This is a genomic window from Streptomyces sp. S4.7, assembly GCF_010384365.1.
Lineage (GTDB): Bacteria > Actinomycetota > Actinomycetes > Streptomycetales > Streptomycetaceae > Streptomyces.
In genome coordinates, this window is record NZ_CP048397.1 from 3,125,692 (window position 1) to 3,150,102 (window position 24,411).

Genomic DNA, 24,411 nt, shown 5'->3' on the forward strand with positions numbered 1-24,411 from the left:
GAGCCGTGGCTGTCCCTGTCGGTAGCAGGAACAGGCGGCGCACGTACGACAGGGGACTGGCCGGTCCCCGGCCCGCCGGTGAGGCTCGCGGCATCCATCAGCAGCCGTGAGGGGACACGCCCATGTCAGAGAGCCCGGCCACGAGTGAACAACCGCCACCGGAGGTCTCCCGGCGCCTGCCCGCCCGGCTGTGGATCTCCCTCATGATCTTCAGCGGGGTGATCCTCCTCGACGGGCTCGACATCTCGATGATCGTCGTCGCCGTTCCCGAGATCCAGCACGAGCTGGGCATGACCACCGCCACCGCGCAGTGGCTGGTCAGCGCGTACATCCTGGCGTTCGGCAGCTTCCTGCTGCTGGGTGGGCGGGTCGCCGACCTGTTCGGCAGGCGGCGGGTGCTGGTGGTCTCGATGGCCGCGTTCGCCGTCGTGTCGCTGTTCGGCGCGCTCGTCGACGACGGGACGCTGCTCATCGTCTCGCGCTTCGTCAAGGGGATGGCCGCGGGCTTCGCCGCGCCGGCCGCCATGTCGCTGCTCACCACGACCTTCCGCGAAGGCCCCGAGCGCAACAGGGCGTTCGGGATCTTCAACGTCTTCGAAGCGTCCGGATACTCCTCCGGGCTGCTGGTCGGCGGTCTGCTCGCCGGGCTGAACTGGCGGTCAGTCTTCATCCTGCCGATCCCGCTCTCCGTACTGCTGCTGATCGGCGCGCTGCGCTTCCTGCCACCGGACCCGCCCCGTACGGCGCGCCCGCGGCTGGACATCGGCGGCGCAGTCACCCTTCTCGCGGGCATGCTGCTGCTCGTCTTCACGGTGGTCTCGGCGGCGGACGCCGGCTGGTCGTCGTGGCGGACGCTCGGCGGGATCGCCCTGTCCGGGCTGCTGCTCGCCGGGTTCGTCGCGATCGAGCGCACGGTGCGGGAGCCGCTGATCCGGTTGGGCATCTTCCGTAACCGGGGTCTGGTGGCCGCCAACATCAGCATCGCCCTGCTGTACGGGGGCGCCATGGGCTTCCAGTTCGTGCTGGCCCTGTACCTGCAGGATCTTCAGGGCTGGCGGCCGTGGCAGATGGCGCTGGTCCTGCTGCCCGCCGGGCTCATGGTGGTCGTCATCGGGCCCAAGCTCGGCGCGCTGATGAACAGGTTCGGCGTGCGCAGGGTGCTGATGGTGGGGCTGGTGGCCTTTCTGCCCTGCTATCTGCTCCTTCTGCGCATCGGTTCGGAGCCGGACCTGTGGACGGTCCTGCTGCCCGCCTCGCTGCTCTGGGGTGTGGGCTTCGCGCTCAGCATCGCGACGCTGATGGTCGCGGGCACCAGCGGGGTCCCCGACGAGGAGCAGGGGCTCGCCGCGGGCATGCTCAACAGCTCGCTCCAGGTCGGCGGAGCCGTCGGCCTCGCCGTCGTCACAGCCGCGATCATGCCAGGCGACGAGCTGTCCACGCTCCGGCCGGGATTGGTGGTCATCCTTGCGTTCGGGGTCCTGACGGTCCTGGCGCAGCTGCCCCGGAAGCGGAACTGACCTCGGGAAAGGGTCGCGGGAGGCCGGAGCGGCGGTACAGCGGCGGACCGGATCCTCCGCTTCCGCGGCCCCTGTCTCTCAACTGCGCTAATAGTGAGGGCTGTTGACTAACCGTCGATCCTCTGGCCAGGGTTCTGCTGGACAGCGGCGCGTACTCGGAGTGATCATGTCTCTGCCGAGACGCCAGAATTGGCATTTGCGACCGTGCGTACGACACCGTGAGGATGAGTCAGCTGGATGGAATTTCCGCTTCGACTATCTGACCGCACCGTTCTGGCTGCCCGAGGAAGGCTCGGCTCGTGACCCTTGAGGAGAACGAGTATCCGGTCGATCGCCGGCTCGATCACCCCGCCGACGGCCCCGCCGACCAGGTGGTCGACAGACCCTCCGATCAGCCCACCGACCCCCCGGGCGGTCGGCCCGCCGGCCACCTGGTCGGCCACTCTGCCGATCACCCGGTCGAGAAGGCGGCCCCGAAGACCACCGACCAGTCCGTCGAGCGAACCGCGGACCGGTCCGCCGGCCCCTCCGAACAGCGCCCGCCGACCCTGCTGCGGGTGCTGCTGGAACGACTCAACTGGGCCAAGTTCGCCGTCTTCGACGTGCAGTTCAGCCTGGCCGCGCGCCGGGCCGCGAAGGAGTACGGCAACAGCCGCGTCGGCAACGTCTCCGTCTCACGCATCACCTTCAAGCGGTGGCTGGCCGGCACGCAGTCGCCCCAGGGCGACGCGGCCACGGTCCTCGCCTACATGCTCGGCGTCGAGGTGGACCTGCTGCTCCAGCGGGTGCCCAGCCGCGAGGTCGTCCCCGCGCGGCTGCCGCACGGGTCGTCGCTCGCCACCGCCCGCTCGATGGACGCCCTGTGGTCCAGCTCCTCCCTCTCCCCCTCGGAGGCGGCGGCCGGGGCGGGCGGGCTCTGGTACCTCGACGGCATGCGGATCTTCGACGGTACGGCGGTGCCCGCCCAGATGTACGAGGCGACGTCGCAGGACGACGTGGTGTCGATCGCCGTTGAGGAGAATCCGCATCTACGCGCGTTCGTGGCGCCCGCTCGACGCGCCCTGCTCATAGCCTCGCTCGGCGGCAGCGGCGGCGAGGGACTCTACGTACTGGACTCGGCCCGCGCGCGCTACCAGCTCGACGCCGATCCGCGCGGGACGCTGCCGATACCGAAGCCGTACCGGCTGGACGACCTGACGTTCGGCATCGTGTGGGCGATGCTCAACCTGGAGGACAGCCTCCTCGCGGACGACCACATTCTCGACGGTGAACGACGTGAGCTGGAAAGCCATTTAGCGATGCCTCGCTCGGCCGTGGCGCGGTCGGCGATGCCGGAGCTGTCCCGGGTGGGTGCCGCCTGGCTGGGCTCGTACTTCTGCACACTGCACATCGAGCGCCATCTCGGTGAGGTGACGGAACCGCCTTTCCACTGGACGCGCGAGCAGACCGGCGAGGAGAGCGCGGCCTGGCTCTTCTTCCGGCACAAGCACGAGCACCTCGCCCGTGACGCGGCGCGGCGTGCCGATCCGTCCGTACGGCCGGGGCACGCGTTCTGCGTACCGGAGAAGGCGGTCAAGGACAGCGAGCCGTACGAGCGGATCCTGCTGTTTCTCAACGTCGCCCTGATGGAGATGCACGGACTGTCCGTGTGGATCTGCGCCGAGGAGGAGTACTCACAGATCGACGAATTCGTCCTGGCACCCGACGACCGGGTGATCGTGGCCAACTGGCTGCGCTCGGACGGTATCTGGCGTGTCGGCATTACGGATCAGCGGTCCCAGGTCCGTACGTACACCCAGGCGATCGACCATGCCCGCGCACGGAGCGTGATCGACGGACCCACCTCCGCGCACCGGCTGCGGGCCCTGGCAGACTATTTGTCGATCGACTGGCCCTGGCTGCTGCGCCGGTGTCAGGAGCTGGGGGCGTACGGGAGTTCCGGCATGCTCCGGCCGCGCAGCCGGCTGCTCAGCATGGACCAGCTGGACGAGGTCCTGCGCTTCGTCGGCGAGTTCGATCCGAAGTGACGGCCTGAGGGCGACCGGCTGTCCGAAGTGACCCGCGTCACGGGCAACCGCAGTCAAATCAAGCGCCGCCGCCGGCCATTCACGGCCTCCCTCACCAATTCTCCGCATCGTGAAGGACAAGCATGGTTGAAGCGCCTTGCCACTGGGCACAGTTGGGTAGAGGATTGCGATGCACTCTTTGAGAGGTTGTTCCCAGAGCCAGGCTCGAGTTCTCCTCACAAGCGACCCCCATACCGATCGCCGCACCCCGCGATATCGATCGTTTGGCGGTCGTATCGCCGTCGTGCCCTGCCGACGGCCTCTTTGCGTTCGCGCCAATAGCCGCTTTTGTGTGATTCACATTGTGAAGCCCATGGGGTCAAGCGACCGCTGAACGACCCCTTCCGGCCGTGGCGGCGAACGCGGCCACGCACCAAGCTTGTTATGGCTCTTAATGACGCTGGCATGTGCCTGTACCCGTCCAACTGCCCGTCTGTGAAGGCTCCCTAAACACATGGTCCGCTCCCTCGTGCTCGTTCCGCCGGCCCGGAATTGCCGGCCGGCCGACGCGGCGGCTCCCGAGGGCGGCGGACGGAACGGCGAGCCGGGGGCGTCTCGGAAGGCCCGTGGGGCCCGCGACGCCGGGCGAACGCCCACCCGGCACTCGCCCGAGCGGTATCCGCTCCAACGGCACACGCCCCCGGAGCCCCAAGCCGGCGCCGAAGCGCGGCCCTTTCACCTTCATCCGCCGGTCCCCGTCGTACCGAGGACATTTATGCCTGAACTCTCCCCGAACGTCGCCCCCGCCGACCGTCGTAGCGGTCGGCGGCGCGGACGTTCCGCTCGGAAGTCCCAGAACTCCGGGACCGCGCAGGCCCCCGCCACGGCCACGGCCAACCGGAATCTGGCCACCGAGAAGGGTCTGCGCTCACGGATCCGTTTTCTCGCCCTGATGCCGGTGGCCACGGTCGTGGTGCTGGGCGCGGGCGCGTGGTCCACGTGGCACTTCGCCCAGAACGCCGTGGCGACCTGGTCCGTCGTGGCCGCCGCCGCCGTCCTCGGCCTGGTGGCGACGGCCGCCGCCACCCGTAAGGCCGCCGCCGTCTCCGCCGCCGTGCACGAGCAGCGGGTCACGAACGCCGCCTCCGCCCGCCAGTGGGTCGAGCGGTTCGAGGCCGTGACCTGCGAGGGGCAGAAGAACATCGCCCGGCTGCTGGAACAGATCAGCCGCGGCGAGCGTCCCCAGCTCCTGGAGCCGGCGCCCCACGCCGTCGCCCAGGGCAATCCGTTCTCGGATCTCGAACAGACCCTGCGCCTCGCGCAGCACCAGGCACTGGCCGCGGTCGCAGAGGCGGGCGCGCGCCAGCAGGTGGACGTGTTCGTCAACATCGCGCAGCGCCTGCACGCGCTGGTCAACCGCGCGCTGGCCCGGCTGGACGATCTGGAGAGCGAGGTCGAGGACCCCGACCTGCTCGGCGGTCTCTTCGGCGTCGACCACCTCGTCACCCAGTTCCGCCGCCAGGTGGAGAGCCTGGCCGTGATGGGCGGCGCGGTCCCCCGCCGCATCAACAAGCCCGTCCCGCTGCCGACCGTGCTGCGCCAGGGTGTCGCCGAGATCGAGCAGTACGCCCGCGTACGTGTCATCCAGCCGCCCGAGGGCACTCTGCCCGGCTACGCCGCGGCCGAGGTCATCCACCTGCTGGCCGAACTCGTCGAGAACGCGGCCCGGTTCTCCGCCCCGGAGACCCAGGTGACGCTGCGCGCCGAGCGTGTCCCGGCCGGTCTCGCGATCGAGATCGACGACCGCGGGCTGCCGATGGCGCCCGAGAAGCTGGAGCGGATGAACCGGCTGCTCACCAGGCCGGACCAGTTCGACATCCGCGAGCAGCTGGAGGACGGCAGGATCGGCCTGTTCGTGGTCGCGCAGATCGCGCGCAGGCACGACATCGACGTCGCACTGCGGCGCAACATCTACGGCGGTACCCAGGCCATCGTCGTACTGCCGAGCGCGCTGCTCGACGCCGCCCCGACGCCGCCCACCCAGCGGCAGGCACCCAACCCGGAGCAGGAGCAGCGCCGGCAGCAGGAGCAGCGGGCGGAGCACGCGCAGCGTACGGGCCCGTCGAGCGAGCCGGCGTCGGGCGCGGCGTGGTCGGCCGCCCCGCAGGCCCCCCAGCCGTCCCCGCAGCAGGCGCCCCGGCACACGTCCCCGCCGGCGCCGCACCAGGTCCCGGGTCAGGTTCCGGGTCAGGTTCCGAACCAGGTGCCGCACATACCGAACCAGGTGCCGCACCACCAGCCGTACCAGGTCCCCCAGTCCACGTCCGACCACCGCAGCCCCCTGCCCGCCGAGGCCGGCGCCCTCGCCGCCCGCGGCGGTCGCGGCGGTCGCGGTACGCACGGCGAGACGCCGTCCGTACGCCGCATCGGCTCACCGAACGCCCACGCGGCAGCCACGGCGACGGCCTCGGCCGGATCCAACGGCGCAGGCGAGGCCCCGGCCCCGCTCCCCCAGCGGCAGCCCACGGCGTACGGCGCGAGCAACGGCCAGACCGGCGGCGGCCACAACGGCAGCCACAACGGCGGCCACCAGAACCCCGGTTACCCCGGCGGCGGCCGGCACTCCGCCACCGCCCACCCCGACTCCGGCCAATCCAGTGCCGGCCGCTCCACCACCGGCTCTGCCGACGTCACACCCCCCGAGGTCCCCCGATCCACCCAGGCCTCACCCCCGAGCGACGCCACCAACTCCCCCGGTCGCCGGCCCACTCTCCCCCGGCGGAGCGAGACGTACCGCGGACCGGAGTTCCCGCGGCTCGCCGACGCCGACCGGGAGGTCGTCGCCCCGAATCCGGATCTGATGGCTCGTTTCGCCTCAGGCATCAGGCTCGCCAGCTCGGAAGACGGCCCGCAGGGGCCCCCCGACCAGACGAGCTGACGCTGCCCGCGGCGGTCGCCCAACCACTTACGGAGTCACTCTCTTGCCAAACGAAGTTTTTTCGGCCCAGCAGCCCGATCTGGACTGGTTGATGGCTGATTTCATCAGGCGCGTCCCCGGTACGGAAGGCGCTGTCCTGGCATCCAGTGACGGAGTGCGCAAGCATTCCTACGGTCTGGGCATCGACTCGGCGGACAAGCTGAGCGCGATCAGCACCGCGTTGTGCTCACTGGCCGGCGGCGTCCGTGACATCAAGGGTCCCGCCGACGGCAGGGTCAGGCAGGTGGTGGTCGAGCACGACAACGGACTGCTCTTCGTTTCGATGGCCGGCCCCGGGGCCGTGCTGGGTGTGCTGGCTTCCGACAGCGCCGATCTCGGCGCCGTCGGTTTCGAGATGGGGCAGCTGGTCAAGAGCGTGCCCGAGCACCTGAGTACACCGCCGCGGCTGCGTCAGTCCTCCGTCGACGACCGGGTGCACTGATCATGGCGGCCTTAGACGGTACCCCCTGGGTGGACGACGACGAGCACGAGATCCGTCCGTACGCCCTGACGGGTGGGCGAACGCGGCCCACGAACGAGATGAGTCTGTCGTCGCTCCTCAAGGCACGCGCCACGGCACCGGAGGGCTATCTCAGCCCGGAGGCGGCGCACTGTCTGGCGCTCTGCCGCGGCGAGGCACGGTCGGTGGCCGAGGTCGCCGCCACCCTGGCCCAGCCGGTCCAGGTGGCGAAGATCCTGCTCTCCGACCTGCTGGACGAGGGTGCGTTGATCATGGCGATGCCCACGAGAACGGCCGACCCGAAAGATCCGAATCTGCTGGAGGCAGTGCTTGAGGGGCTACGAACCTATGTCGTCTGACGATCCCATCGCCCTGAAGATCGTGGTCGGTGGCGGCTTCGGCGTGGGCAAGACCACCATGATCGGCGCGGTCAGCGAGATCAAGCCGCTCTCGACCGAGGAGACCCTGACCTCGGCGAGCAGCGGGACGGGCACCGACCGGCTGGAGGGCATCGAGAACAAGGCCACCACCACGGTGGCCCTGGACTTCGGCCGGATCACCCTCCAGAAGCAGAACATGGTGCTGCTTCTGTTCGGCACTCCGGGACAGCAGCGCTTCTGGTTCACCTGGGACGATCTGTCGCTGGGTGCGATCGGGGCCGTCGTCCTGGCCGACACCCGCCGACTGCTGGACTGCTTCGCCGCCGTCGAGTACTTCGAGAGCCGTGACGTGCCCTTCGTCGTCGCCGTCAACGAGTTCGACGCGGAGGACGCCTACCGCTACAGCTCCGAAGAGGTCCGCGAGGCGCTCGAACTCAAGGCGGACGTACCGGTGTTGCTCTGCGACGCGCGCGACCCCGCGTCGGCGAAGCACGTACTGGTCTCCCTCGTCAGTTACGCGCACTCGGTCTCGCTCCGCCGCGCGCGGGAGCGGGCCGTCCACACCCCGCCCCCCGCATCACCCCTTCAGCACTCCAGCGATCTGGGAGCCACCTCATGACCTACGACACCGAAGCGGGCCTGCATCTCCCCGCGCCCGACATGGAATTGGCACACCGTGAGGCCCGGCTGCGTGAACTGGGCCTCGGGGACATGCCCGACGCCGAGTTCGACGCGTTCGCGACTCAGCTCGCGCAGGCGGCGGGCGCACCGTACGCGATGGTCAACTTCATCACCGGCCACCAGTTCTTCGCCGGTCTGCACACGCCGTCCGCGGCCCAGTCGGGTCCGGGCGGTCCCGAGGCGGGCGGCAACCCCGAGGTGAGCCGGATCATGGCCCGGGACCACGGGTACTGCCCGGACGTCCTCAACCGCCGCAAGGCGCTGGTGCTTCCGGACGTGTACGCCTACCCGCGGTTCGCCTCGAACGAGGTGGTGGACCTGATCGGTATCCGTACGTACGCGGGCGCCCCGCTCATCGACGAGCGCACCGACACGGTGCTGGGGACGGTCTGCTTCGTGGGTACGGACCCGCGTGGCAAGGAGACGGGCCGTGACACCCTCCAGCTCATCAAGGAGAGCCGCGACCAGTTGATGCGGCTGATCTACCAGCGCACCGGTGGCGGTCCGCGCTAGTCACCACCGCCGGCCTCGGCGGACGGACCGTGTGAGCGGTCCGTCCGCCGAGGCCGGCGAAAGACGGAATCAGCCGACGACGGCAGCCGCTCCCGCACCCGCGTGGGCGGCCAGTCGTCGTGACCAGTCACCCTTCGAGGTGCCGAGCGCCGTCTCCGCCAGCCGCTGGAGCTGGACGTCGGAGGTGCCGGCGGGCGCGAAGATGTGGAACGCGTCGCGCGTGTAGCGCTCGATGGGGCGGTCCGTCGAGAGGCCGATGGCCGCGTGGACCTCCATGGCGGCGCGGGCGGAGTCCATCGCCGACTCGACGTTCACCAGCTTGGCGTTCATCAACTCGGCGTCGCACGGCAGCCCTTGGTCGAGCAGGTGCACCGCGTGGTACGCCGTCAGCCGCGCCGTCATGAACGCCGACTGCATCTTCCCCAGCTTCTGCTTGATCGTGGGGAGTTCGGCGAGCGGGGCGCCGTAGCGCTGGCGTGCCGTCGCGAACGCGACCGTCTCCTCCAGGATCGCCCGGTGGATGCCCAGCGCGACCGCGGTGAGGTTGGCCCGGCCGTAGAGGATGCTCGACGAGTACGCGACGGGCAGCCCGTCGCCCTCGTTGCCCAGCAGATTGGACGCGGGCACCCGGCAGTTGTCGAAGATCAGCTCGCCGAACGAGAAGCCGTGGAGGCCCATGGCGGGCCGGTGCGGGGCCAGGGAGAAGCCGGGGCGGTCCGCCTCCACCAGGAAGGCGGAGAGGCCCTTGCTGCCCGGCCCTGTGCGCACCACGACACCGTGCAGATCGCCGACGTGCGAGTTGCCGACGAACACCTTGGCGCCGTTGAGGATGTAGTCGTCACCGTCGCGGTGGGCCGTCGCCTCCATGCCCAGCACATGACCGCCGGACCCGGCCTCGGTCACGGCGATGGTCGGCAGACAGCCGCCGGCCGCGATCTCCGGGAGCCAGGTCTTCTTCTGGTAGTCGCTGCCGAAGTGGATGATCTTCGCCACGCCGAGCTGGGACGCCTGCACCATGGCGCCCATCGCTCCGCTGACGCGCGACAGTTCCTCGATGATGACGGTCTTCGCGACATGACCGGCGCCCATGCCGCCGTACGCGGGATCGATGGTGACGCCCAGCCAGCCCTGCCAGGCGATGAGCTGTGACAGCTCGTGCTGGACGGCCTTGGACGCCTCCATCTCGGGTATTCGGGGCCGGACTTCGGCCTCCGCGAACGCCCGGACCTGTGCCCGGAGACGTTCATGGAATTCCGTGGTGAAATAGCCACTCATGCGCCTGTACAGCCCTCTCGAATGAGACATCTGTCAACTGTCAACATGGTCAGAACTGATCGGTGCTCTCTGATCGGCCAGCGGAACCGGAACTCGCCCTACCGGCGGCAGGCGCCCCTACACAGTGACCATTTCCCGCTCTCGTTGCAGCACCGGACAGGGGTCGTTTGTGGGTCGTTTGCTGTGATGACTACACCCCGTGTCCGCCTGACTCAGTGCCAATCCGGCCTTTCTCACGTTTTGGCCGACATGACACGAGACCCCATCCGAACGGCAAACGATCCCCTCGGAAGCCGTGAACGATCACGTTCGACAGTATGAAAGTCGCCAAGGGACGTTTGCGGGCTATTCGGACACGGTTCGGGCACTCTGTGGTCCCGTACGGGCACCGTGAGAGACGGCCGCGATCAGGTCGTCCTCGGTGAATCGCACGGCGACCGCGTACCCGTCCCGCTCCCCTTGAACCTGCCGCCCGTCGGCGGACTCCCGGGTCTCGAACCCGTGGCGCCGGAGATATCCGGCCACTGTCAGCCGCGGATCGTACGGGAACAGGTTCAGCGCCCTGTCCAGGAGACCTGTCAGCGCGCCGCCGTCGAACCCGGCCGCCGGAACCTCCGCGTCGTCCACGAGCACGAAGGCGCGGGCACCGGACTCCAGCGGCAGGCTCGCGAAGCCCCGGGTGCCGAATGCCCCCAGACTCACCGACGCCAGACGCCACGCGGCCCGTTCGGGCTCGGGGAACTCGGCCAGTTCGAGCCGGGGCGTCACGAACTCGTAGATCTGGTTGCGTTCACCGAAGTCCCGCAGTCACTCGGCGAGCGTCAGACGGCTCGAACCCGGCGGGTCGGTGCGCTCGTTCGCCCACGCCCACAGCCAACTGCCGTCGTTCCCGAGCGAACCGAGCGGCGACTGATGAACCGTCACCTCACCGATACGCGGAGTGCCCGCCTCGTAGTCGAGCGCCCACGCGCCGCCCACGGGCTGATGGCGCTCGTAGACGCCCAACTGCTCGACGGCGCCGGCGGCGTAGTGCGCCCCCGCCTGTTCGAACATGCGGCTGAAGCGGCCGTCGGGCTGCACGGGCATCGGCATCAGGGGCGGGACTCTCTGCTCGTCGGACGGAACGGCAAGCGTAAGGGCCGTCCCGTAGTCCCCCGGCGGGCGCACGGCGACAGCCACGGCTCCTCGCCGCGCCGCCGGATCGCCGAACCCTTGGGAGATGTCCTAGAGGTCCACGACGGCGAGGTGGTCGGCGGTGCCGCCGTGCCATTCGACGAGGAAGATCGTCGCGTCGTCGCTGGTGGTCCCGCCCCTCTCTCGTTTGAGCGCGTGGGACAGGTTCCGGGCCATGTGCTGCACGCTCCGTACGGTCGGGCTGACATGCTCGATGATGTCGATCATGCGGTCCTCGCCGAACTGCTCCTGACCCTCGCGGTGTTCCTCGACGAGACCGTCGGTGTAGAACATCACCCGGTCGCCCCGCTGAAGGTCGATGGAGAAGGTCAGGGGTTCGGCACCGCCGAAACCGAGCGGCAGCGTGCCCGGGTGCTCCAGGACTTGCACGACCCGGTGGCCCCGGATGAGCAGTGCCGCCGGGTGGCCGGCGTTGACCCAGTACAGCCTGCCCGTCCCGACGTCCAGGCGCATCATCTGCGCGGTGACGAACTGGTCCGGGCCGAACTGCTCGTCAATGGCCTTGTCCATGAAGGCGTACAGCTCGGCGAGGTCGACATCGGCGCGTCGGGCGTGCCGGTAGGCACCCACGGCCACGGTCGCCAGCACGGACGCGTTCAGACCGTGGCCCATCGCGTCGATGATGGCCATGTGCAGGACGTCGTCGTTGAGGGCGTAGTCCAGACTGTCACCGGCAACGGCGTAGGCCGGCTCCAGGATCCCCGCGACAGAGACCTGTGGGGTGGTCATCGACATCGGCGGCAGCAGGGACCACTGGATCTCCGCGGCCAGACTCATCGGATGGCGCCGCCGGGTCTGGAAGAACTGATCCGTGTAGGCACCCTTGGTCACCACCATGTCGGCGACCAGTCCGGCCAGCCGCCGCAGCAGCCGCCGGTCGTTGTCATCGACCGTGTCCAGGGTGAGCGCCATCACCCCGACCTCGTCGCTGCCGTCCAGCAGCGGGAGATACAGCCGTACGCCGTCGCCCAGCACCTCCTCGGCCGTGGTCTTGCGCAGAAAGACCTCCCCCGCGAGAGAACCGTCGATCGGCAGCGCCTCCCCGACGGTGAGCCCTCTTCCCGGCAGCGGGACCAATTCGAGCTGCTCGTAGCACTGGAGCAGGATCGACACGTCCCGGCCACCGATCCGGCGTACTTCCTCGGCCACCAGCGGAGCCATGAGCTGTGGCGGCATCTCGTGAGCCCGGTCCAGCAGCTGACCCAGCAGCCGCTCTCCGAATCCCTCCGACAGGTCCACCGCGACTCTGCGGCCCTCCGACCGGCCCTTCTCCATCGCGCGCTTCCCTCTCGCTCACCCGACGCCCTGCTCGGCTCGGCTCGGCCAACGATCACAGCAGACCATGAGGAACGGGGCAGCCGGACGTCACACGATGAGTGTCGGGAAACGAGAGTTCACTTCAATGGTCCTCGGCCAGGGATCGCGATCGGGCTCCGAGCGTTGCGGGGTCAGCCCGCCGCGCCGTCCAGCAGCCAGTGGTAGCGCAGCCGCAGGGCCCGCTCCATGGCGGCCGTCACACTGGTGACCGTGACCGTGATGTTGAGCCACAGCGGCAGACGGACGGGCGAGTCGAAGGGCCCGATGTGCTCGGCGACCGGGGGCACCTCGGTGAGCGGCTGGACGACCTGCGGGATGAGGACAAGCAGGGCGCCCACCAGCACGACCGCCGAGACGAAGCCGATCCAGCGGCTCAGCACGGGGTGCGCCCGGTCGAGTCGCGCGCGGCGGCCTTCGGCGGAGGCGGGGTCCGGGACGAGTTGGTACGCGGCCCCCTCGGCGGTGACGTAGTGGCAGCGCTTGAGCCCGAAGGCGCTCGCCCGCACTTCGACGGCGCCGCCCCGGACGGGGAGGACCGCCGGAAGTTTCGACCTGGCGTGGTGCCTGCCGTCGAGGTACAGATCGGCCTCGACCTCGCCGGACTCCCTGTTCCCCCACTGTCTGACGTCGACGGCGTAGACCGTCTGCCGGCCGTCGCCGTGCGGCAGCCGGAGGTAGAACAGTGAGCGGCCGATCAACTGCCACCACCGGAAGCGCTTCAGCGGGCGCCCGTCACCGGGCTTGACCCGCCGTACGGCCAGACGATTCCGCAAGCTGTTGAACATGCCCCCACTCCCCTGAGTACGTGCGAGTACCACGACCTCAAGTGTTCTTCCGGCGCCGCCGGGCGGGCAGTGACATACGTCATCACTTGGACATGACAGGTCAGCAACCGCGCCACAGCGCCACAGCGATCCAGCCGCCGACGGCGGTGACCGCGACGTTGAGCGCGTGGTCCCGGCGAGCGCGCGCATCAGCTCGTACGCGTGCAGGGGCGGGGTGTCCCCGTCGTACTCCGTCAGCAGCAGTTGCAGATGGCCGCGGAGTCGATGGGGGGCTCGCGGCCGAGGGCGGCGAGGAGCCGGCGAAGCGTGGCCGAATCCTGGGTGAACCCGGGCACGTCGTGACGCCAACGGGTGCCGCGCGTACGGCGCTTGGGTGTCACGGCCGGCTGTCCTGCACATGAACACCACCACTTCGCCGGGCGGGCCCTAAAGCGCGGCAGCCGCCGCCCGTTCCCCCTTGCCGCGTTCGACGCAGAACTCGTTGCCCTCGATGTCCGTCAGCGTCGCCCAGCCGAGGCCGTCCGGGCGGCGGTGGTCCGAGACCAGGGTGGCGCCCAGGGACAGGAGGCGTTCGATCTCCTCCTCTCGGGTGCGGTCCTGGGGTTCGAGGTCCACGTGGATGCGGTTCTTCGCCGCCTTGCCCTCCGGGACCTCCACGAAGAGCAGCGTGATGCCGTCGGCGGCCACCAGTGCCTCGTCGTCGCCGGGTTCGTCTTCGTCGGACACCTTGGCGCCGAGCACGTCCGCCCAGAAGGTGGCGAGCCGGTAGGCGTCGGCGCAGTCGATGGTCACGTGTCGTACGCGAGAAGTCATGGCGGTCACTGTGCATCAGCGGGCGGACCGTCCGCAGGTCAATTTCCGGTGCGTGCGCCCCACTCGCGGACCGCCGTCGCCATCGCCGCGACCGCGCGGGCCGTGCGTGCCGTGTCGCCCCGTACGGCCCGGCTCACCTCGATGTGCAGGAACGGCACGCCCTCTGCCGCCGCGAGCTTCCCCTGGGTGTTGTTGCGGCCTTCGAGCGGACACTTCTCCTCCCAGGCCCGGCAGACCCGGAACCCGTCGTCGTCCAGCGCGCCCGCGAGGGTGCGCGCCTGCGGGCGCGCGCGGTCGCCCGCGCCGGTGGAGACGACGACGTCGCGGCCGGGGACGCTGCTGTCGGCGTAGCCGTGCACCTGGATGCCGGGGAACCCGCGGTCGACGAGTTCGGCGGTGACCGCGTGGAAGACGGTGTCCCGGCGGTGTGCGACATCGGCCGCGTTCCCCTCGCCCGCCCGGCGGTGGGCGCCGGCGATGACCAGTACCCCGCCGGGGGCGCCGCGCAGCACGCCCGCGCCGAGCCGGTCGGTGTACGCGTCGGCGACGGGGTGCGGGACCTGGACGCTGTAGCGCGGGGCGGTGTCCAGGTCGACGTACACCCGTCCCCAGCCGCGCCGGGTCTCGTCCGTGCGGTCGGCGATCTCCGCGTAACGGCGGCCGGGTGCGTCCCCGCCGCGCGGGGTGTCCCGCACGATCCGTACGCCGAAGTCGACCTCGGCCAGTCTGCGCGCGGCGCGCTCGTGCTCGCCGTCCACGTACAGCGCCACGCCCTCGGCCAGGGCCTCGCGTTCGGCGCGGTCCGGTGGCCGGTAGCGGGCGTCGGCGACGACATCGGTGGCGTACGACGCGAGCCGGCGCTCCAGGCCGGTCGCGGCCCCGGTCGAGCCGGGGCCGGGCAGCGGGCCGTCGGTCCGGGATCGGTCGAGCACCGGGACGACCACGGCGACCGCCGCCACAAGGAGCACAACAAAAATGGCTTTTTTGGCCACTTTTGTCGTTACCGTTACCTTTTTGGTCGGATCATGGCTCATGTTGCAGTGAAAATACCAGGGTGAGACCACACCGACACACCTCCGACCGGGGCCTCCGCCTGCCCGGAAGCAGCGCCGCACTCGTGCTCGCGCTCCTCGCGACGACCGCCGCGGGCTGTTCCGTCGTCGGCGGCGGGAGCGACGACACGGCGCCCAAGGGCGATCCCGCGTTCACCGTCGCCGCCGCGGGCGACATCCTCATCCACCCGCAGCTGACCGAGCAGGCGTACCGGGACGCCGGTGTCACACAGGTCCCCGAGGCGGTCGGCAGGAAGGTCGGCGCCGGTGTCCCGGATCCGGACTTCGGCAAGATCATGGCCGGGGTCAAGCCCGTCATCAGCAAGGCCGACCTGGCGATCTGTCACTTCGAGCCGGTGGTCGCCGGGCCGAAGGGCCCCTTCCGCAGCTTCCCCGACTTCCTGGTGCCGCCGCAGATCACCACCGCGATCAAGAAGACCGGATACGACACCTGCTCGACCGCGTCCAACCACACGCTGGACGACGGCCCCCAGGGCGTCACCCGCACCCTCGACGCCCTGGACGCGGCCGGGCTGAAGCACACCGGTTCCGCGCGCAGCGCCGCCGAGGGCGCCAAGCCGCTGATCGTGGACGTGAAGGGCGTACGGGTGGCGCAGCTGTCGTACGCCTTCGGGTTCAACGGCCGCGAGATACCGGCCGACAAGCCCTGGCTCGCCAACGAGAACTCGTTCGACGCCATCGCCGCCGCCGAGAAGGCCGCCCGCGGAGCGGGCGCGGAGGCGGTGATCCTCAGCATCCACTGGGGGCGCGAGCACCATCCCGACCCCAGTGCCTCGCAGCTCAAACTGGGCCGGCGGATCGCGAAGGAGACCGGGATCGACCTGGTCATCGGTCACCACGCGCATGTGGTGCAGCCGATGGAGAAGGTGGACGGCACCTGGATCGCGTACGGCCTCGGCAACCAGCTCGCCCGGCACGACGTGCCGTCCGGGCTGACCGAGGAAGGCGCCATCGGCTGGTTCGAGTTCCGTGAGAAGCCGGGCGGCGGCTGGGACGTGGAGGCGTGGTACGCACCGACGTTCGTCACGATCCCGCCCGAGGAGGGCGAGGAGAGCGAGGCGGACGGCGCGGACGGCGCGGGCGTCGAGCAGTCCACCGACGGCGGCAAGGGCACGAAGGGCGCGGCGAAGGACCACCGGCTGCTGGACATCGCGGGCGCGCTGCGCGCGGACAAGGATCTGTCGGCGGAGGAGCGTGCCCAGTACCGGCTCGCCTTCGAACGCACCCGGGGCACGATGCTCAACCGGGGCGCCGCGGGTGACGGTCTGCGTCCGCTGAGCGAGCTGCCCGACTGAGCGGGCGCGCGGCGGCGCCACTGACGGAGCGGGTGCACGGCGGTGCGCCTGATCGGGCGAGCATCCAGCGGTTGGCGCCTGATCGGGCGAGCACTCAGGGGTGTGTGCCCGATTGGGCGGAAACCGTGACGACTCGCGCGCGTTGACGGAATCACTCGGTCCAAACGTCGCGTAGATCACACCCGTAACTCTTCGTGCAACCTTCACCAAGGCCTGCGAGTCGGACCCTTCCGGCTGGGGCTGTTCCCCGCGCGCCCGCACGCACGCACAGCGCCCGCCGATCACGAACATCCGAAAGGGAACGCTCATGGCCGCTTCGCCCGCGAAGCGACGGCACAAGGTCCGCCGACGGGCCGACATGTCCCTCCTGGGCGGTATCCGCCCACCCATCGCGATCCTGTCCGCGCTGCTGCTGTGCCTCGCCGGAATCACCGCCCTCGGCTTCGGCCGCGCGGGCGAGGAATCCGTGCCGAAGGCCGTCATGACCTCGCAGCAGCACTTCGCGGAGGACGGCGCGGTGGCGATGCGCGCCTCCATCGACGAGAGCGCAGCGGACCTGGCGAGAACCGCCGCGCTGTTCAACGCGGGAGACCCGGCTCAGCCGGACGCCGTCGTCGACAAGATCGGCAGCGTCTACCAGAAGTGGGTGGGCACCGCCGTCGTCGAGATCTCCTCGGGCAAGATGCTCGCGGCCCGTGGCGAGAACGTTCCCGTCGCCGCCATCGACACCGCCAAGCTCTCCGAGAAGGACGGGCTCAGCCCCCGTATGGTCCGCCTGGCCAACGGCGAGACCCGGCTGCTCTCCTTGCAGCTGCTGTCCTGGGAAGGACAGCCCCAGCAACTCCTCATCGCCTCCAGCAGCCTGCGCTTCCCCGGCATAAGCCTCGGCAAGTTCCGCTCCATCGCGGTCATCGACAGCACCGGGCGCATCCTCAGCAGTGACGGCATCCCGGAGAGCGAGCAGGTCCTCACCGAGGACCAGCGCACCGGCGTCAAGCGGTCCAAGAAGCAGCTGAAGGCGTTCGCCGAGGTCGCGGCCGAGCGGGCCGAGGAGCACCCCCTCAAGGCCAACGTGCCCGGCGAGGGCGGCTACACGGGCGTCAGCGGCAGCCTGCGCGGCGCCACCTTCCAGGGTGACCGCGCCGTCGCCGGTTACGCGGCCCTCACCGGCCCGGAGCCCGGCAAGGGCACCGTCGCCACCTCGCTCGGACTGACCGTCGTCGCCATGGTGGACGTGGCCGAGGACCCGACGCGCGTCACCGACCCGCTGTTCGGACTGCTGGCCGCCGGCGCGCTGCTGCTGATCGGCGCACTCGGCGTCGGCGTCCTGTTCGGTACGGTCCAGCGCCCGCTGCTGCGGCTGTTCCTGGAGAGCCGCCGGCTCACCCGCGGCGATCTGACCCGGCCGGTCCGGGTGCCCCGCCACGGCGAGGCCGCCCGGATCGGGCAGTCGCTGGAGCGGCTGCGCCGCCAGCTCCTCGGCGAGCGCGCCGAATCGGACACGGCCGGGGCCGGCCGCCGGGGCCGGATCGGGGCCCGCGCCCTGCTCCTCGTCTGCGGCGTCCTGCTGCTCCTCTGGTCCGGCCCGATGCTGCTCCTGGTGAACCGGGCCGATGCCACCGCCGTCGTACCGGAACAGATCACCAACGACCAGCGCGAGCGCACCGACACACTCTCCGACCGGGTGCGCCGCTCGCTCAACGAGGGCCACGCGGACCTGGTGTCCGTCGCCGGTCTGCTCGGCGAGCACACCTCGCCCGAGGACATGACGAAGGTCCTCGACCGCACCCGTAACGAGCACGCGCGCTACCGCTCGCTGTACGTACGCGCCGCGGACGGCACGATCCTGGCCCGCTCGGGCGAGTCCCCCCGGCTGTCCGACGAGCCGCGGGACGGTGAGGGCGACGGCGGGAGGAACGCCGGGCAGGACGGTGGCAAGGACGGCAGGCCGTTCGCCGACGACATCACCGTCCTCAACGACTCCGGTACGGAACCCGTCATCGCCGGCTACGCCGAGCTGTCCGGACGCGACGGCAGCACGGTCGTCGGTGAGTTCCGTATCGACTTCATCAACTCCCTCCTCAAGCGGCCGGGCCTCGGCGAGATCCGGGTCATCGACGCCGAAAGGCGTGTGCTCGGCGGCAACTCGGGCTATCTGGCCTTCGAGGACCTGCCCTCGGCACGGCTGGACGAACTGGCCGCCGGTACCGGTCAGAAGACCGGTATGAGCGCCCGCGCGGGCGCAGTCGTCTACCGCGACGGAGGCGGCGTGCAGGTCGCGGGCGCCGCGCCGTTCGTCGGCGGCGGAGCGGCCAAGTCGCTCAACTGGATGGTGGTCAGCTGGCAGCCGGCCGCCGGGCTCGCGATCCCCGAGTACAACCTCCAGAACCGCACCGTCCTGGCCGGTCTCCTCGGCATCACCGCAGCCGCCGCGTGTCTGGGCTGGCTGTACATCGTCGTCGTACGGCCGCTGCGCGAGGTCGCGGAGCAGGCCGAGTCACTGGCGGGCGGCGACCGCCGCACCGTGCTCTACCCACGCCACCACGACGAGGTCGGCGCCATCGCCCGCGCCCTGGAACTGCTGCGCCAGCAGGTGCTCGAACAGCGCAAGCGGGACGGCGCGGGGGCGACGACGGCCCCGGTCACCGTCCCCGCCCAGGCACCGGCCCACACACCCGCCGGAAGGAACTGACCACCCGTGCTCTTCCTCTACACCGTACTGATGGTGTGCTGCGCTTTCCTGCTGGTCGCGGGCGTCGTCGAGCAGCGCCGCCACTTCACCAACCTGAACCGCATCCCCACCCGCGTGCTGGTCAACGGCATCCGCGGCAAGTCCTCCATCACCCGGCTCTGCGCGGGCGCGCTGCGCGGCGGCGATCTGATCACCGTCGCGAAGACCACCGGCACGGCCGCCCGCTTCATCCACCCGGACGCCACCGAGGAGCCGGTCTACCGGAAGTTCGGCATCGCCAACGTGGTGGAGCAGATCGGGATCGTACGGCGCGCGGCGTCGTACAACCCGGACGCGCTGGTCATCGAGTGCATGGCCGTCATGCCGGCGCTCCAGGAGATCAACCAGTCCAAGCTGATCCGCTCCACGATCGGCGTGCTGTGCAACGTCCGTGAGGACCATCTGGCCGAGATGGGGCCGACGCTGGACGACGTGGCGCGCTCGCTGTCGCGCTCGATGCCGGAGGACGGCATCTGCGTCACGGCGGAGAAGGATCGTTTCGACATCCTCCAGGAGGAGGCGGACGCGCGGAACTGCCAGTTGATCTACGCCGATCCGGAGACCGTCAGCGACGAGGAGCTGCGCGGCTTCAGCTGGTTCACCTTCAAGGAGAACGTGTCCATCGCGCTGAAGGTCGCCGAACTGCTGGGCGTGGAGCGCGAGACGGCGCTCCAGGGCATGTACGACGCCCCGCCGGACCCGGGAGTCCTGTCGGTCGAGCGGTACGTCACGCCGGACGGCAAGCGGCTGCGGTTCGCGAACGTCTTCGCGGCGAACGACCCCGAGTCGACGCTGATGAACATCAACCAGCTCCTCGACCTGGGCGCGATCCACCGCCCGCTGAACGTGGTCGTCAACTGCCGTCCCGACCGCGTCGAGCGCAACGGCCAGATGGGCGAGATCGTCCCCGACCTCCAGCCGGACCAGGTCTTCGTCATCGGCCACCCGGCCAAGAGCGCGATCGACGCGATCCCGGCGCAGTGGCGCTCGCGCGCGGTGGACCTGGGCGGTGACAAGCGCGATCCGCAGGAGTTCATGCGGGAGCTGCTGTCGTGGCTCGGGCCGGACTCCTCGCTGGTCGCGATCGGCAACATTCACGGTCAGGGCGAGCTGCTGCTGGAGCAGCTCGCCGAACTGCCGGCGGACGAGACCCCGGACCCGGAGCAGGACGCGGTCCCGGCCGCCGTGACGGCTCCCGCGCCGGCCACCCAGGCCACCCCGGCTCCCGTTCCGGCTCCCGCGCCGGCTTCCGCTTCGACGGCTGTCGCGGTGCCCGACCCGGCCGGTGACCCGGCGGCGACGGCGGCGCTCCCGGTGGTCGTACCGGACCAGACCCCCCGGCGGGCGATCGAGCCGGCCACCGAACTGGTGGCCCGGCTGACCGCCCGGCCGCTCGCGCAGGCGTCCCCCAACCCGCCGGCCGCCGCGGCGCACCCGCGCCACGAGGAGACGCTGACGCTCCACCGCTACTCGCCGTACATCGACCCGTACCAGCCCTACCCCGAGGCGTACGAGCAGCGCTACCAGCACCAGCAGCCCGCCCGGACCCGCGGCCCCTTCGAGCCCGTACGGATGCCGGTCGATCCCGCGGACGACTCCGTGCCCCCGCCTCCGTCCGAGCCCGACCCCGGACAGCAGTCCCGGTACGGCCGCACCCCGCACCCCCCGCAGAGTCCTGGAGAACCCCGTTGATCCCCGCAGTTCTCACGCCCGAGATCGCCGCCATAGGTATCGGCCTGGGCCTGATGTTCTCCCTGATCTGCTACCTGACGACCAACCTCTCCCCCGGCGGCATGATCACCCCCGGCTGGCTGGCGCTGACCCTCGTCGAGGACCTCCAGCGCGCCGCCATGGTCGTCGGCGTGACTGTCCTGACGTACGTGAGCACGCTCCTCGTCCAGCGCTTCGTGATCCTCTACGGCAAGCGGCTGTTCTCCGCGGTCGTCCTCATCGGCGTGCTCCTCCAGGCGACGGTGATGCTCGTGCTGTCGCTGGAGTTCCCGCTGCTGTACGCGAACCAGACGCTCGGCTTCATCGTGCCCGGCCTGATCGCCTACCAGCTCGTCCGCCAGCCGAAGGGCGCGACCATACTCGCCACAGGCACGGTCACGCTCATGGCCTACGTCGTCCTCACCGCCGGCATCCTGCTCGGCGCCCTGCCCACCACATGAGCGGCCGTCGGACCGCCCACGTGACCGAGATACCTGGACCTGACGGAGCTGACCTCTCATGAGTGCCAAGTCCAAAAAACGTGGTGGCCGCCGTGTCCTGCACGCGGTGACCGTCATCGCGCTGCTCGCCGGCAGCGCGTACCTCACCGTCGAACTCCGCAAGGACGAGCAGGCGAAGGCGCCCGCCGTCCAGGCGATCACGGACACCCCGGACCTGACGTCCGCGGGGGACGCGGAGTCCGGCGAGCAGAAGTGGGAGCGGCTGAAGAACCCCGCCCGCTCCGTGCTGCGCTCCGGGAGCGGTGCCGTGCTGGCCACCTTCACCGACGGCGCGCGGACCGCGACCCTGACGGGGCCGAGCCGTACGTTCGCCGAACCGACGAGCACCAAGTCGCGGGTGGTGACGGAGAACTGGGTGCGGCTGATGCCCGAGCCGTGGATCAAGGACGGGCAGAGGGAGAAGTGGTTCAAGGACTGGTTCGAGGAGTTCTTCGGCAGCGAGGAGGACGATCTGTTCGCGTACTCCTTCCAGTACGTCGAGGGCGCCCCGGTCAAGGAGGACGGCGAGGGCACCCCGTACGCGGGTGACGCCGACTTCGGCCCGATCAACCCCGAAGGCAGCGAGGGCGCGGACTACCGGCTCGAACAGTCGGACTTCTACGACTACCTGGGCATCCCGTACACCTTCCGCGACGGCACCACCATCCAGCCGGAGCAGAAGCGCTACCGGTCCATCGACTGCTCGGGCTTCATCAGGACGGTCTTCGGCTACCGGGGCCGGTTCCCGCTGATGGCCGACGACAAGAGCGGTGACGGCCTGCCGCGCACGGCGAACGGGATGGCCCGCTCGAAGGCCGGCACGGACGTCATCAAGCTGTCGGGCGGCTCGCCGCCGTACGAGCGGCCGAAGTCGATCAGCGTCCTCCAGCCGGGCGACCTGGTCTTCTTCAAGCTCGACGCGCGGACCAAGGAGCGGCTGGACCACGTCGGTATGTACATGGGCGTGGACACCGACGGCCACCAGGTCTTCGTCTCCAGCCGGGAGGAGGTCAACGGCCCGACGATCGGCGACAAGGGCGGTACGTCGCGGCTGGACGGCAACGGTTACTACGCGAAGACGCTGCGCAGCGCGAAGCGGCTCTGAGCGGAAGCTCAGCGCTTCCGCGCGTGGAACGAGGGCCGCCCGGTCACGCCGGAACCGTGTGTCCGTACGCGTCCGGTCGCGCGCGAATGAGGGTGCCCGGTCGCCGCCGTGCCGGGGACGGGGTGTTGACCGTGCCCTGGACAAGGGCGTACGGCACCGGTCAGTCGGTGGCCGGAGGGCCGGCCACCGACTCCTTCTTCGCGCGGGCACCAGAGGTACCGGGCCTGCGCGCCGTCCCGGGCCGCTATCCCTTCACGGCGCCGATCATGATGCCCTTGGCGAAGTGCTTCTGAAGGAACGGATAGACGAACAGGATCGGCAGGATGCTCACCACGAGCATCGCCATCTGCAGCGACTGCTGCGGCAGGGCCGTGCCCGCGTCGCCGGTGCCTATCGTGGCGTTGTTGACGACGTAGGTGCGCAGCACCAGGGACAGCGGGTACTTCGCGTTGTCGGTGATGTACAGCAGGGCCGAGAAGAAGCTGTTCCAGTACCCCACCGCGTAGAAGAGTCCGATCACCGCGATGATCGCCTTGGACAGCGGGAGCACGATCCGGGCGAGGATGGTCAGTTCCCCGGCACCGTCGATCTTCGCCGAGTCGAGGAGTTCCTGCGGCAGTTCGAGGAAGAACGCACGCATCACGATCACGTTGAAGGCGTTGATGAGCGTCGGCAGGATGAGCGACCAGTAGCTGTCGAGCAGTCCCAGCTGCTTGACGGTCAGGTACATCGGGATGATGCCCGGCGAGAACAGCAGGCTGAACAGCACCAGCATCAGGATCGGCTTGCTCGCGAAGCTGCCGGGCCGGGACAGTCCGTAGGCGAGCAACGTCGTGCACCCCAGGGACAGCGTCGTGCCGACGAGCGTGATGACGATGGAGACGAGCACCGCGCGGGTGACCACGTCGCCGTCGAACAGTGCCCGGTACGCGTCGAGATCGGGGTGGTCCGGCCACAGGACGTAACCACCGGCCTCGGTCACCTGCTGCTGGTCGGCGAGGCTGGTGGAGACCACTGCCAGGAACGGCAGGATCACCAGCAGACAGCAGAGCGTCAGTACGACGCCCTTCGCGGCCTTGACCGGCGCTGCGGCCGGCGTCACCGATGCGCTCATTTCTGGTAGACCCCTCGCTCGCCGAACAGATGGGCGACCTTGTTGGCGCCGAGCACCAGGGCGACGCCGATGACGCCCTTGACCAGCCCGGCAGCGGCCGAGGCGCCCCAAACTCCGGAGCCGACCGCGTTGTTGAAGACGTAGGTGTCGAGCACGTCCGAAGCGCCGAGGCCGACCGCCTGCTGCTGGAGGATGATCTGCTCGAAGCCGACGCTGAGCACATCGCCCAGACGCAGGATCGCCAGCAGGATGACGACGGCCCTGATGCCGGGCAGCGTCACGTGCCACAGCTGGCGCAGCCGGGACGCGCCGTCGACCGCGGCCGCCTCGTACAGCGCCGGATCGATGCGGGACATCGCGGCGAGGAAGAGGATCGTGCCCCAGCCGGTGTCCTTCCAGATCACCTGGGCGACGACGAGTTCCTTGAACATCCCGGGGTTGCCGATGAGGTTGAAGCTGCCGAGGTCGTGGGTCTGGAGGAAGCCGTTGAGCAGTCCGGCGTTGCCCAGCATGTGCTGGAAGATCGCCACGACGATCACCCAGGACATGAAGTGCGGCAGGTAGAGCACGGACTGCACGATCCGTTTGAAGCGTTCCGAGACCAGCGAGTTGAGCAGCAGGGCCACCGCGATCGGCAGCGGAAAGACGAAGACCAGCTGGAGCAGCGAGATCACCAGCGTGTTGCTCAGCGCGTTCAGGAAGACCGGATCGCCGTTGAAGACGACCTGGAAGTTGTCCAGGCCGACCCAGGGCGAGTCGGCGATGCCGATGTACGGCTGGTAGTCCTTGAACGCGATGACATGGCCCAGCAGCGGGGCGTAGTGGAAGACAAGCAGCGCGGCCAGGCCCGGCAGCGCACACAGGAGCAGCAGCCGGTCCCGCCGTAGCCGTCGTCGGCGCCCCGCGGGTTGCGGGGCGGGCGGGGCCTGCGCGGCGACGATCGGTTTCTCGAGCACAGCCATCTC

20 protein-coding genes and 1 pseudogene are annotated in these 24,411 nt (G+C 69.9%); 12 read left to right on the top strand and 9 right to left on the bottom strand.

Annotation, left to right across the window (positions count from 1 at the left end; genetic code table 11):
* Positions 1 to 122 precede the first annotated feature (122 nt).
* The 7 genes from SSPS47_RS13630 to SSPS47_RS13660 all read left to right on the top strand — a co-directional run bounded on the left by SSPS47_RS13630 (position 123) and on the right by SSPS47_RS13660 (position 8,534).
* Positions 123 to 1,517 (top strand): MFS transporter, encoded by a 1,395-nt coding sequence (locus SSPS47_RS13630; protein ID WP_164251360.1) that lies wholly within the window; start codon positions 123 to 125, stop codon positions 1,515 to 1,517.
* Positions 1,518 to 1,816: 299 nt separating this feature from the next.
* A complete protein-coding gene (locus SSPS47_RS13635; protein ID WP_164251362.1) occupies positions 1,817 to 3,544 on the top strand; it encodes a hypothetical protein in 1,728 nt (575 codons plus the stop codon).
* A gap of 754 nt (positions 3,545 to 4,298) precedes the next feature.
* Entirely contained in the window at positions 4,299 to 6,461 is a 2,163-nt protein-coding gene (locus tag SSPS47_RS35965) for a sensor histidine kinase (protein WP_164251364.1), read from the top strand.
* A 91-nt stretch (positions 6,462 to 6,552) separates the two neighbouring features.
* Positions 6,553 to 6,942 (top strand): roadblock/LC7 domain-containing protein, encoded by a 390-nt coding sequence (locus SSPS47_RS13645; RefSeq protein WP_164251367.1) that lies wholly within the window; start codon positions 6,553 to 6,555, stop codon positions 6,940 to 6,942.
* A gap of 2 nt (positions 6,943 to 6,944) precedes the next feature.
* Positions 6,945 to 7,319, top strand: coding sequence for a DUF742 domain-containing protein (locus SSPS47_RS13650; RefSeq protein WP_164251369.1), 375 nt, complete (start codon positions 6,945 to 6,947; stop codon positions 7,317 to 7,319).
* The gene (locus SSPS47_RS13655) at positions 7,309 to 7,959 is read left to right on the top strand and encodes an ATP/GTP-binding protein (protein ID WP_147878532.1); all 651 of its coding nucleotides are present in this window, start codon (positions 7,309 to 7,311) and stop codon (positions 7,957 to 7,959) included. Before SSPS47_RS13650 ends, SSPS47_RS13655 begins: the two co-directional genes overlap by 11 nt.
* Positions 7,956 to 8,534, top strand: a complete 579-nt coding sequence (locus SSPS47_RS13660) for a GAF domain-containing protein (RefSeq protein ID WP_164251371.1) — start codon at positions 7,956 to 7,958, stop codon at positions 8,532 to 8,534. The genes SSPS47_RS13655 and SSPS47_RS13660 overlap by 4 nt, the downstream gene beginning before the upstream one ends.
* 69 nt (positions 8,535 to 8,603) lie before the next feature.
* Here the strand turns inward: SSPS47_RS13660 and SSPS47_RS13665 are convergent, their stop codons facing one another.
* The 7 genes and pseudogenes from SSPS47_RS13665 to SSPS47_RS13700 all read right to left on the bottom strand — a co-directional run bounded on the left by SSPS47_RS13665 (position 8,604) and on the right by SSPS47_RS13700 (position 14,886).
* Positions 8,604 to 9,809, bottom strand: a complete 1,206-nt coding sequence (locus tag SSPS47_RS13665) for an acyl-CoA dehydrogenase family protein (protein WP_147878534.1) — start codon at positions 9,807 to 9,809, stop codon at positions 8,604 to 8,606.
* Positions 9,810 to 10,154: 345 nt separating this feature from the next.
* Positions 10,155 to 10,901 (bottom strand): annotated as a pseudogene (locus tag SSPS47_RS36200) (DUF6882 domain-containing protein).
* Positions 10,902 to 11,033: 132 nt separating this feature from the next.
* On the bottom strand, positions 11,034 to 12,278 hold the full coding sequence (locus SSPS47_RS13680; protein WP_164251377.1) for a PP2C family protein-serine/threonine phosphatase: 1,245 nt from the start codon (positions 12,276 to 12,278) through the stop codon (positions 11,034 to 11,036).
* 173 nt (positions 12,279 to 12,451) lie between these two features.
* Complete coding sequence (locus SSPS47_RS13685; RefSeq protein WP_164251379.1) at positions 12,452 to 13,105, bottom strand: hypothetical protein; 654 nt, start codon at positions 13,103 to 13,105, stop codon at positions 12,452 to 12,454.
* 233 nt (positions 13,106 to 13,338) lie between these two features.
* A complete protein-coding gene (locus tag SSPS47_RS13690; protein WP_164251381.1) occupies positions 13,339 to 13,485 on the bottom strand; it encodes a hypothetical protein in 147 nt (48 codons plus the stop codon).
* A gap of 46 nt (positions 13,486 to 13,531) precedes the next feature.
* Positions 13,532 to 13,918 (bottom strand): VOC family protein, encoded by a 387-nt coding sequence (locus tag SSPS47_RS13695; RefSeq protein WP_164251383.1) that lies wholly within the window; start codon positions 13,916 to 13,918, stop codon positions 13,532 to 13,534.
* Positions 13,919 to 13,956: 38 nt separating this feature from the next.
* Entirely contained in the window at positions 13,957 to 14,886 is a 930-nt protein-coding gene (locus SSPS47_RS13700; RefSeq protein WP_164251385.1) for a hypothetical protein, read from the bottom strand.
* Positions 14,887 to 14,972: 86 nt separating this feature from the next.
* On the opposite strand from SSPS47_RS13700, the gene SSPS47_RS13705 reads away from it, so the two are divergent.
* The 5 genes from SSPS47_RS13705 (at position 14,973) to SSPS47_RS13725 (ending at position 22,332) form a co-directional block, all read left to right on the top strand.
* A complete protein-coding gene (locus SSPS47_RS13705) occupies positions 14,973 to 16,286 on the top strand; it encodes a CapA family protein (protein ID WP_239064896.1) in 1,314 nt (437 codons plus the stop codon).
* Positions 16,287 to 16,593: 307 nt separating this feature from the next.
* The gene (locus SSPS47_RS13710) at positions 16,594 to 18,978 is read left to right on the top strand and encodes a HAMP domain-containing protein (RefSeq protein ID WP_239064897.1); all 2,385 of its coding nucleotides are present in this window, start codon (positions 16,594 to 16,596) and stop codon (positions 18,976 to 18,978) included.
* A gap of 6 nt (positions 18,979 to 18,984) precedes the next feature.
* Positions 18,985 to 20,709 carry a poly-gamma-glutamate synthase PgsB gene (pgsB, locus tag SSPS47_RS13715; RefSeq protein WP_164251387.1) on the top strand — a complete coding sequence of 575 codons (1,725 nt, stop codon included), beginning with the start codon at positions 18,985 to 18,987 and terminating at the stop codon, positions 20,707 to 20,709.
* On the top strand, positions 20,706 to 21,188 hold the full coding sequence (locus SSPS47_RS13720; RefSeq protein ID WP_147878540.1) for a poly-gamma-glutamate biosynthesis protein PgsC/CapC: 483 nt from the start codon (positions 20,706 to 20,708) through the stop codon (positions 21,186 to 21,188). The genes pgsB and SSPS47_RS13720 overlap by 4 nt, the downstream gene beginning before the upstream one ends.
* A 58-nt stretch (positions 21,189 to 21,246) precedes the next feature.
* Positions 21,247 to 22,332: an NlpC/P60 family protein gene (locus SSPS47_RS13725; protein WP_164251389.1), complete on the top strand. Its 1,086-nt coding sequence runs from the start codon at positions 21,247 to 21,249 to the stop codon at positions 22,330 to 22,332.
* Between the two features lie 244 nt (positions 22,333 to 22,576).
* Here the strand turns inward: SSPS47_RS13725 and SSPS47_RS13730 are convergent, their stop codons facing one another.
* On the bottom strand, positions 22,577 to 23,446 hold the full coding sequence (locus SSPS47_RS13730; protein ID WP_164251391.1) for a carbohydrate ABC transporter permease: 870 nt from the start codon (positions 23,444 to 23,446) through the stop codon (positions 22,577 to 22,579).
* Positions 23,443 to 24,408: an ABC transporter permease subunit gene (locus tag SSPS47_RS13735; RefSeq protein WP_164251393.1), complete on the bottom strand. Its 966-nt coding sequence runs from the start codon at positions 24,406 to 24,408 to the stop codon at positions 23,443 to 23,445. The genes SSPS47_RS13730 and SSPS47_RS13735 overlap by 4 nt, the downstream gene beginning before the upstream one ends.
* Between the last annotated feature and the right edge of the window lie 3 nt (positions 24,409 to 24,411).

Coding starts and splice junctions, on each gene's coding strand:
- SSPS47_RS13685 (WP_164251379.1), bottom strand. CDS start 13,105: ATGTTCAACAGCTTGCGGAATCGTCTGGCCGTACGGCGGGTCAAGCCC.
- SSPS47_RS13710 (WP_239064897.1), top strand. CDS start 16,594: ATGGCCGCTTCGCCCGCGAAGCGACGGCACAAGGTCCGCCGACGGGCC.
- SSPS47_RS13695 (WP_164251383.1), bottom strand. CDS start 13,918: ATGACTTCTCGCGTACGACACGTGACCATCGACTGCGCCGACGCCTAC.
- SSPS47_RS13650 (WP_164251369.1), top strand. CDS start 6,945: ATGGCGGCCTTAGACGGTACCCCCTGGGTGGACGACGACGAGCACGAG.
- SSPS47_RS13655 (WP_147878532.1), top strand. CDS start 7,309: ATGTCGTCTGACGATCCCATCGCCCTGAAGATCGTGGTCGGTGGCGGC.
- SSPS47_RS13730 (WP_164251391.1), bottom strand. CDS start 23,446: ATGAGCGCATCGGTGACGCCGGCCGCAGCGCCGGTCAAGGCCGCGAAG.
- SSPS47_RS13645 (WP_164251367.1), top strand. CDS start 6,553: ATGGCTGATTTCATCAGGCGCGTCCCCGGTACGGAAGGCGCTGTCCTG.
- SSPS47_RS13680 (WP_164251377.1), bottom strand. CDS start 12,278: ATGGAGAAGGGCCGGTCGGAGGGCCGCAGAGTCGCGGTGGACCTGTCG.
- SSPS47_RS13660 (WP_164251371.1), top strand. CDS start 7,956: ATGACCTACGACACCGAAGCGGGCCTGCATCTCCCCGCGCCCGACATG.
- SSPS47_RS13725 (WP_164251389.1), top strand. CDS start 21,247: ATGAGTGCCAAGTCCAAAAAACGTGGTGGCCGCCGTGTCCTGCACGCG.
- SSPS47_RS13735 (WP_164251393.1), bottom strand. CDS start 24,408: ATGGCTGTGCTCGAGAAACCGATCGTCGCCGCGCAGGCCCCGCCCGCC.
- SSPS47_RS13665 (WP_147878534.1), bottom strand. CDS start 9,809: ATGAGTGGCTATTTCACCACGGAATTCCATGAACGTCTCCGGGCACAG.
- SSPS47_RS35965 (WP_164251364.1), top strand. CDS start 4,299: ATGCCTGAACTCTCCCCGAACGTCGCCCCCGCCGACCGTCGTAGCGGT.
- SSPS47_RS13630 (WP_164251360.1), top strand. CDS start 123: ATGTCAGAGAGCCCGGCCACGAGTGAACAACCGCCACCGGAGGTCTCC.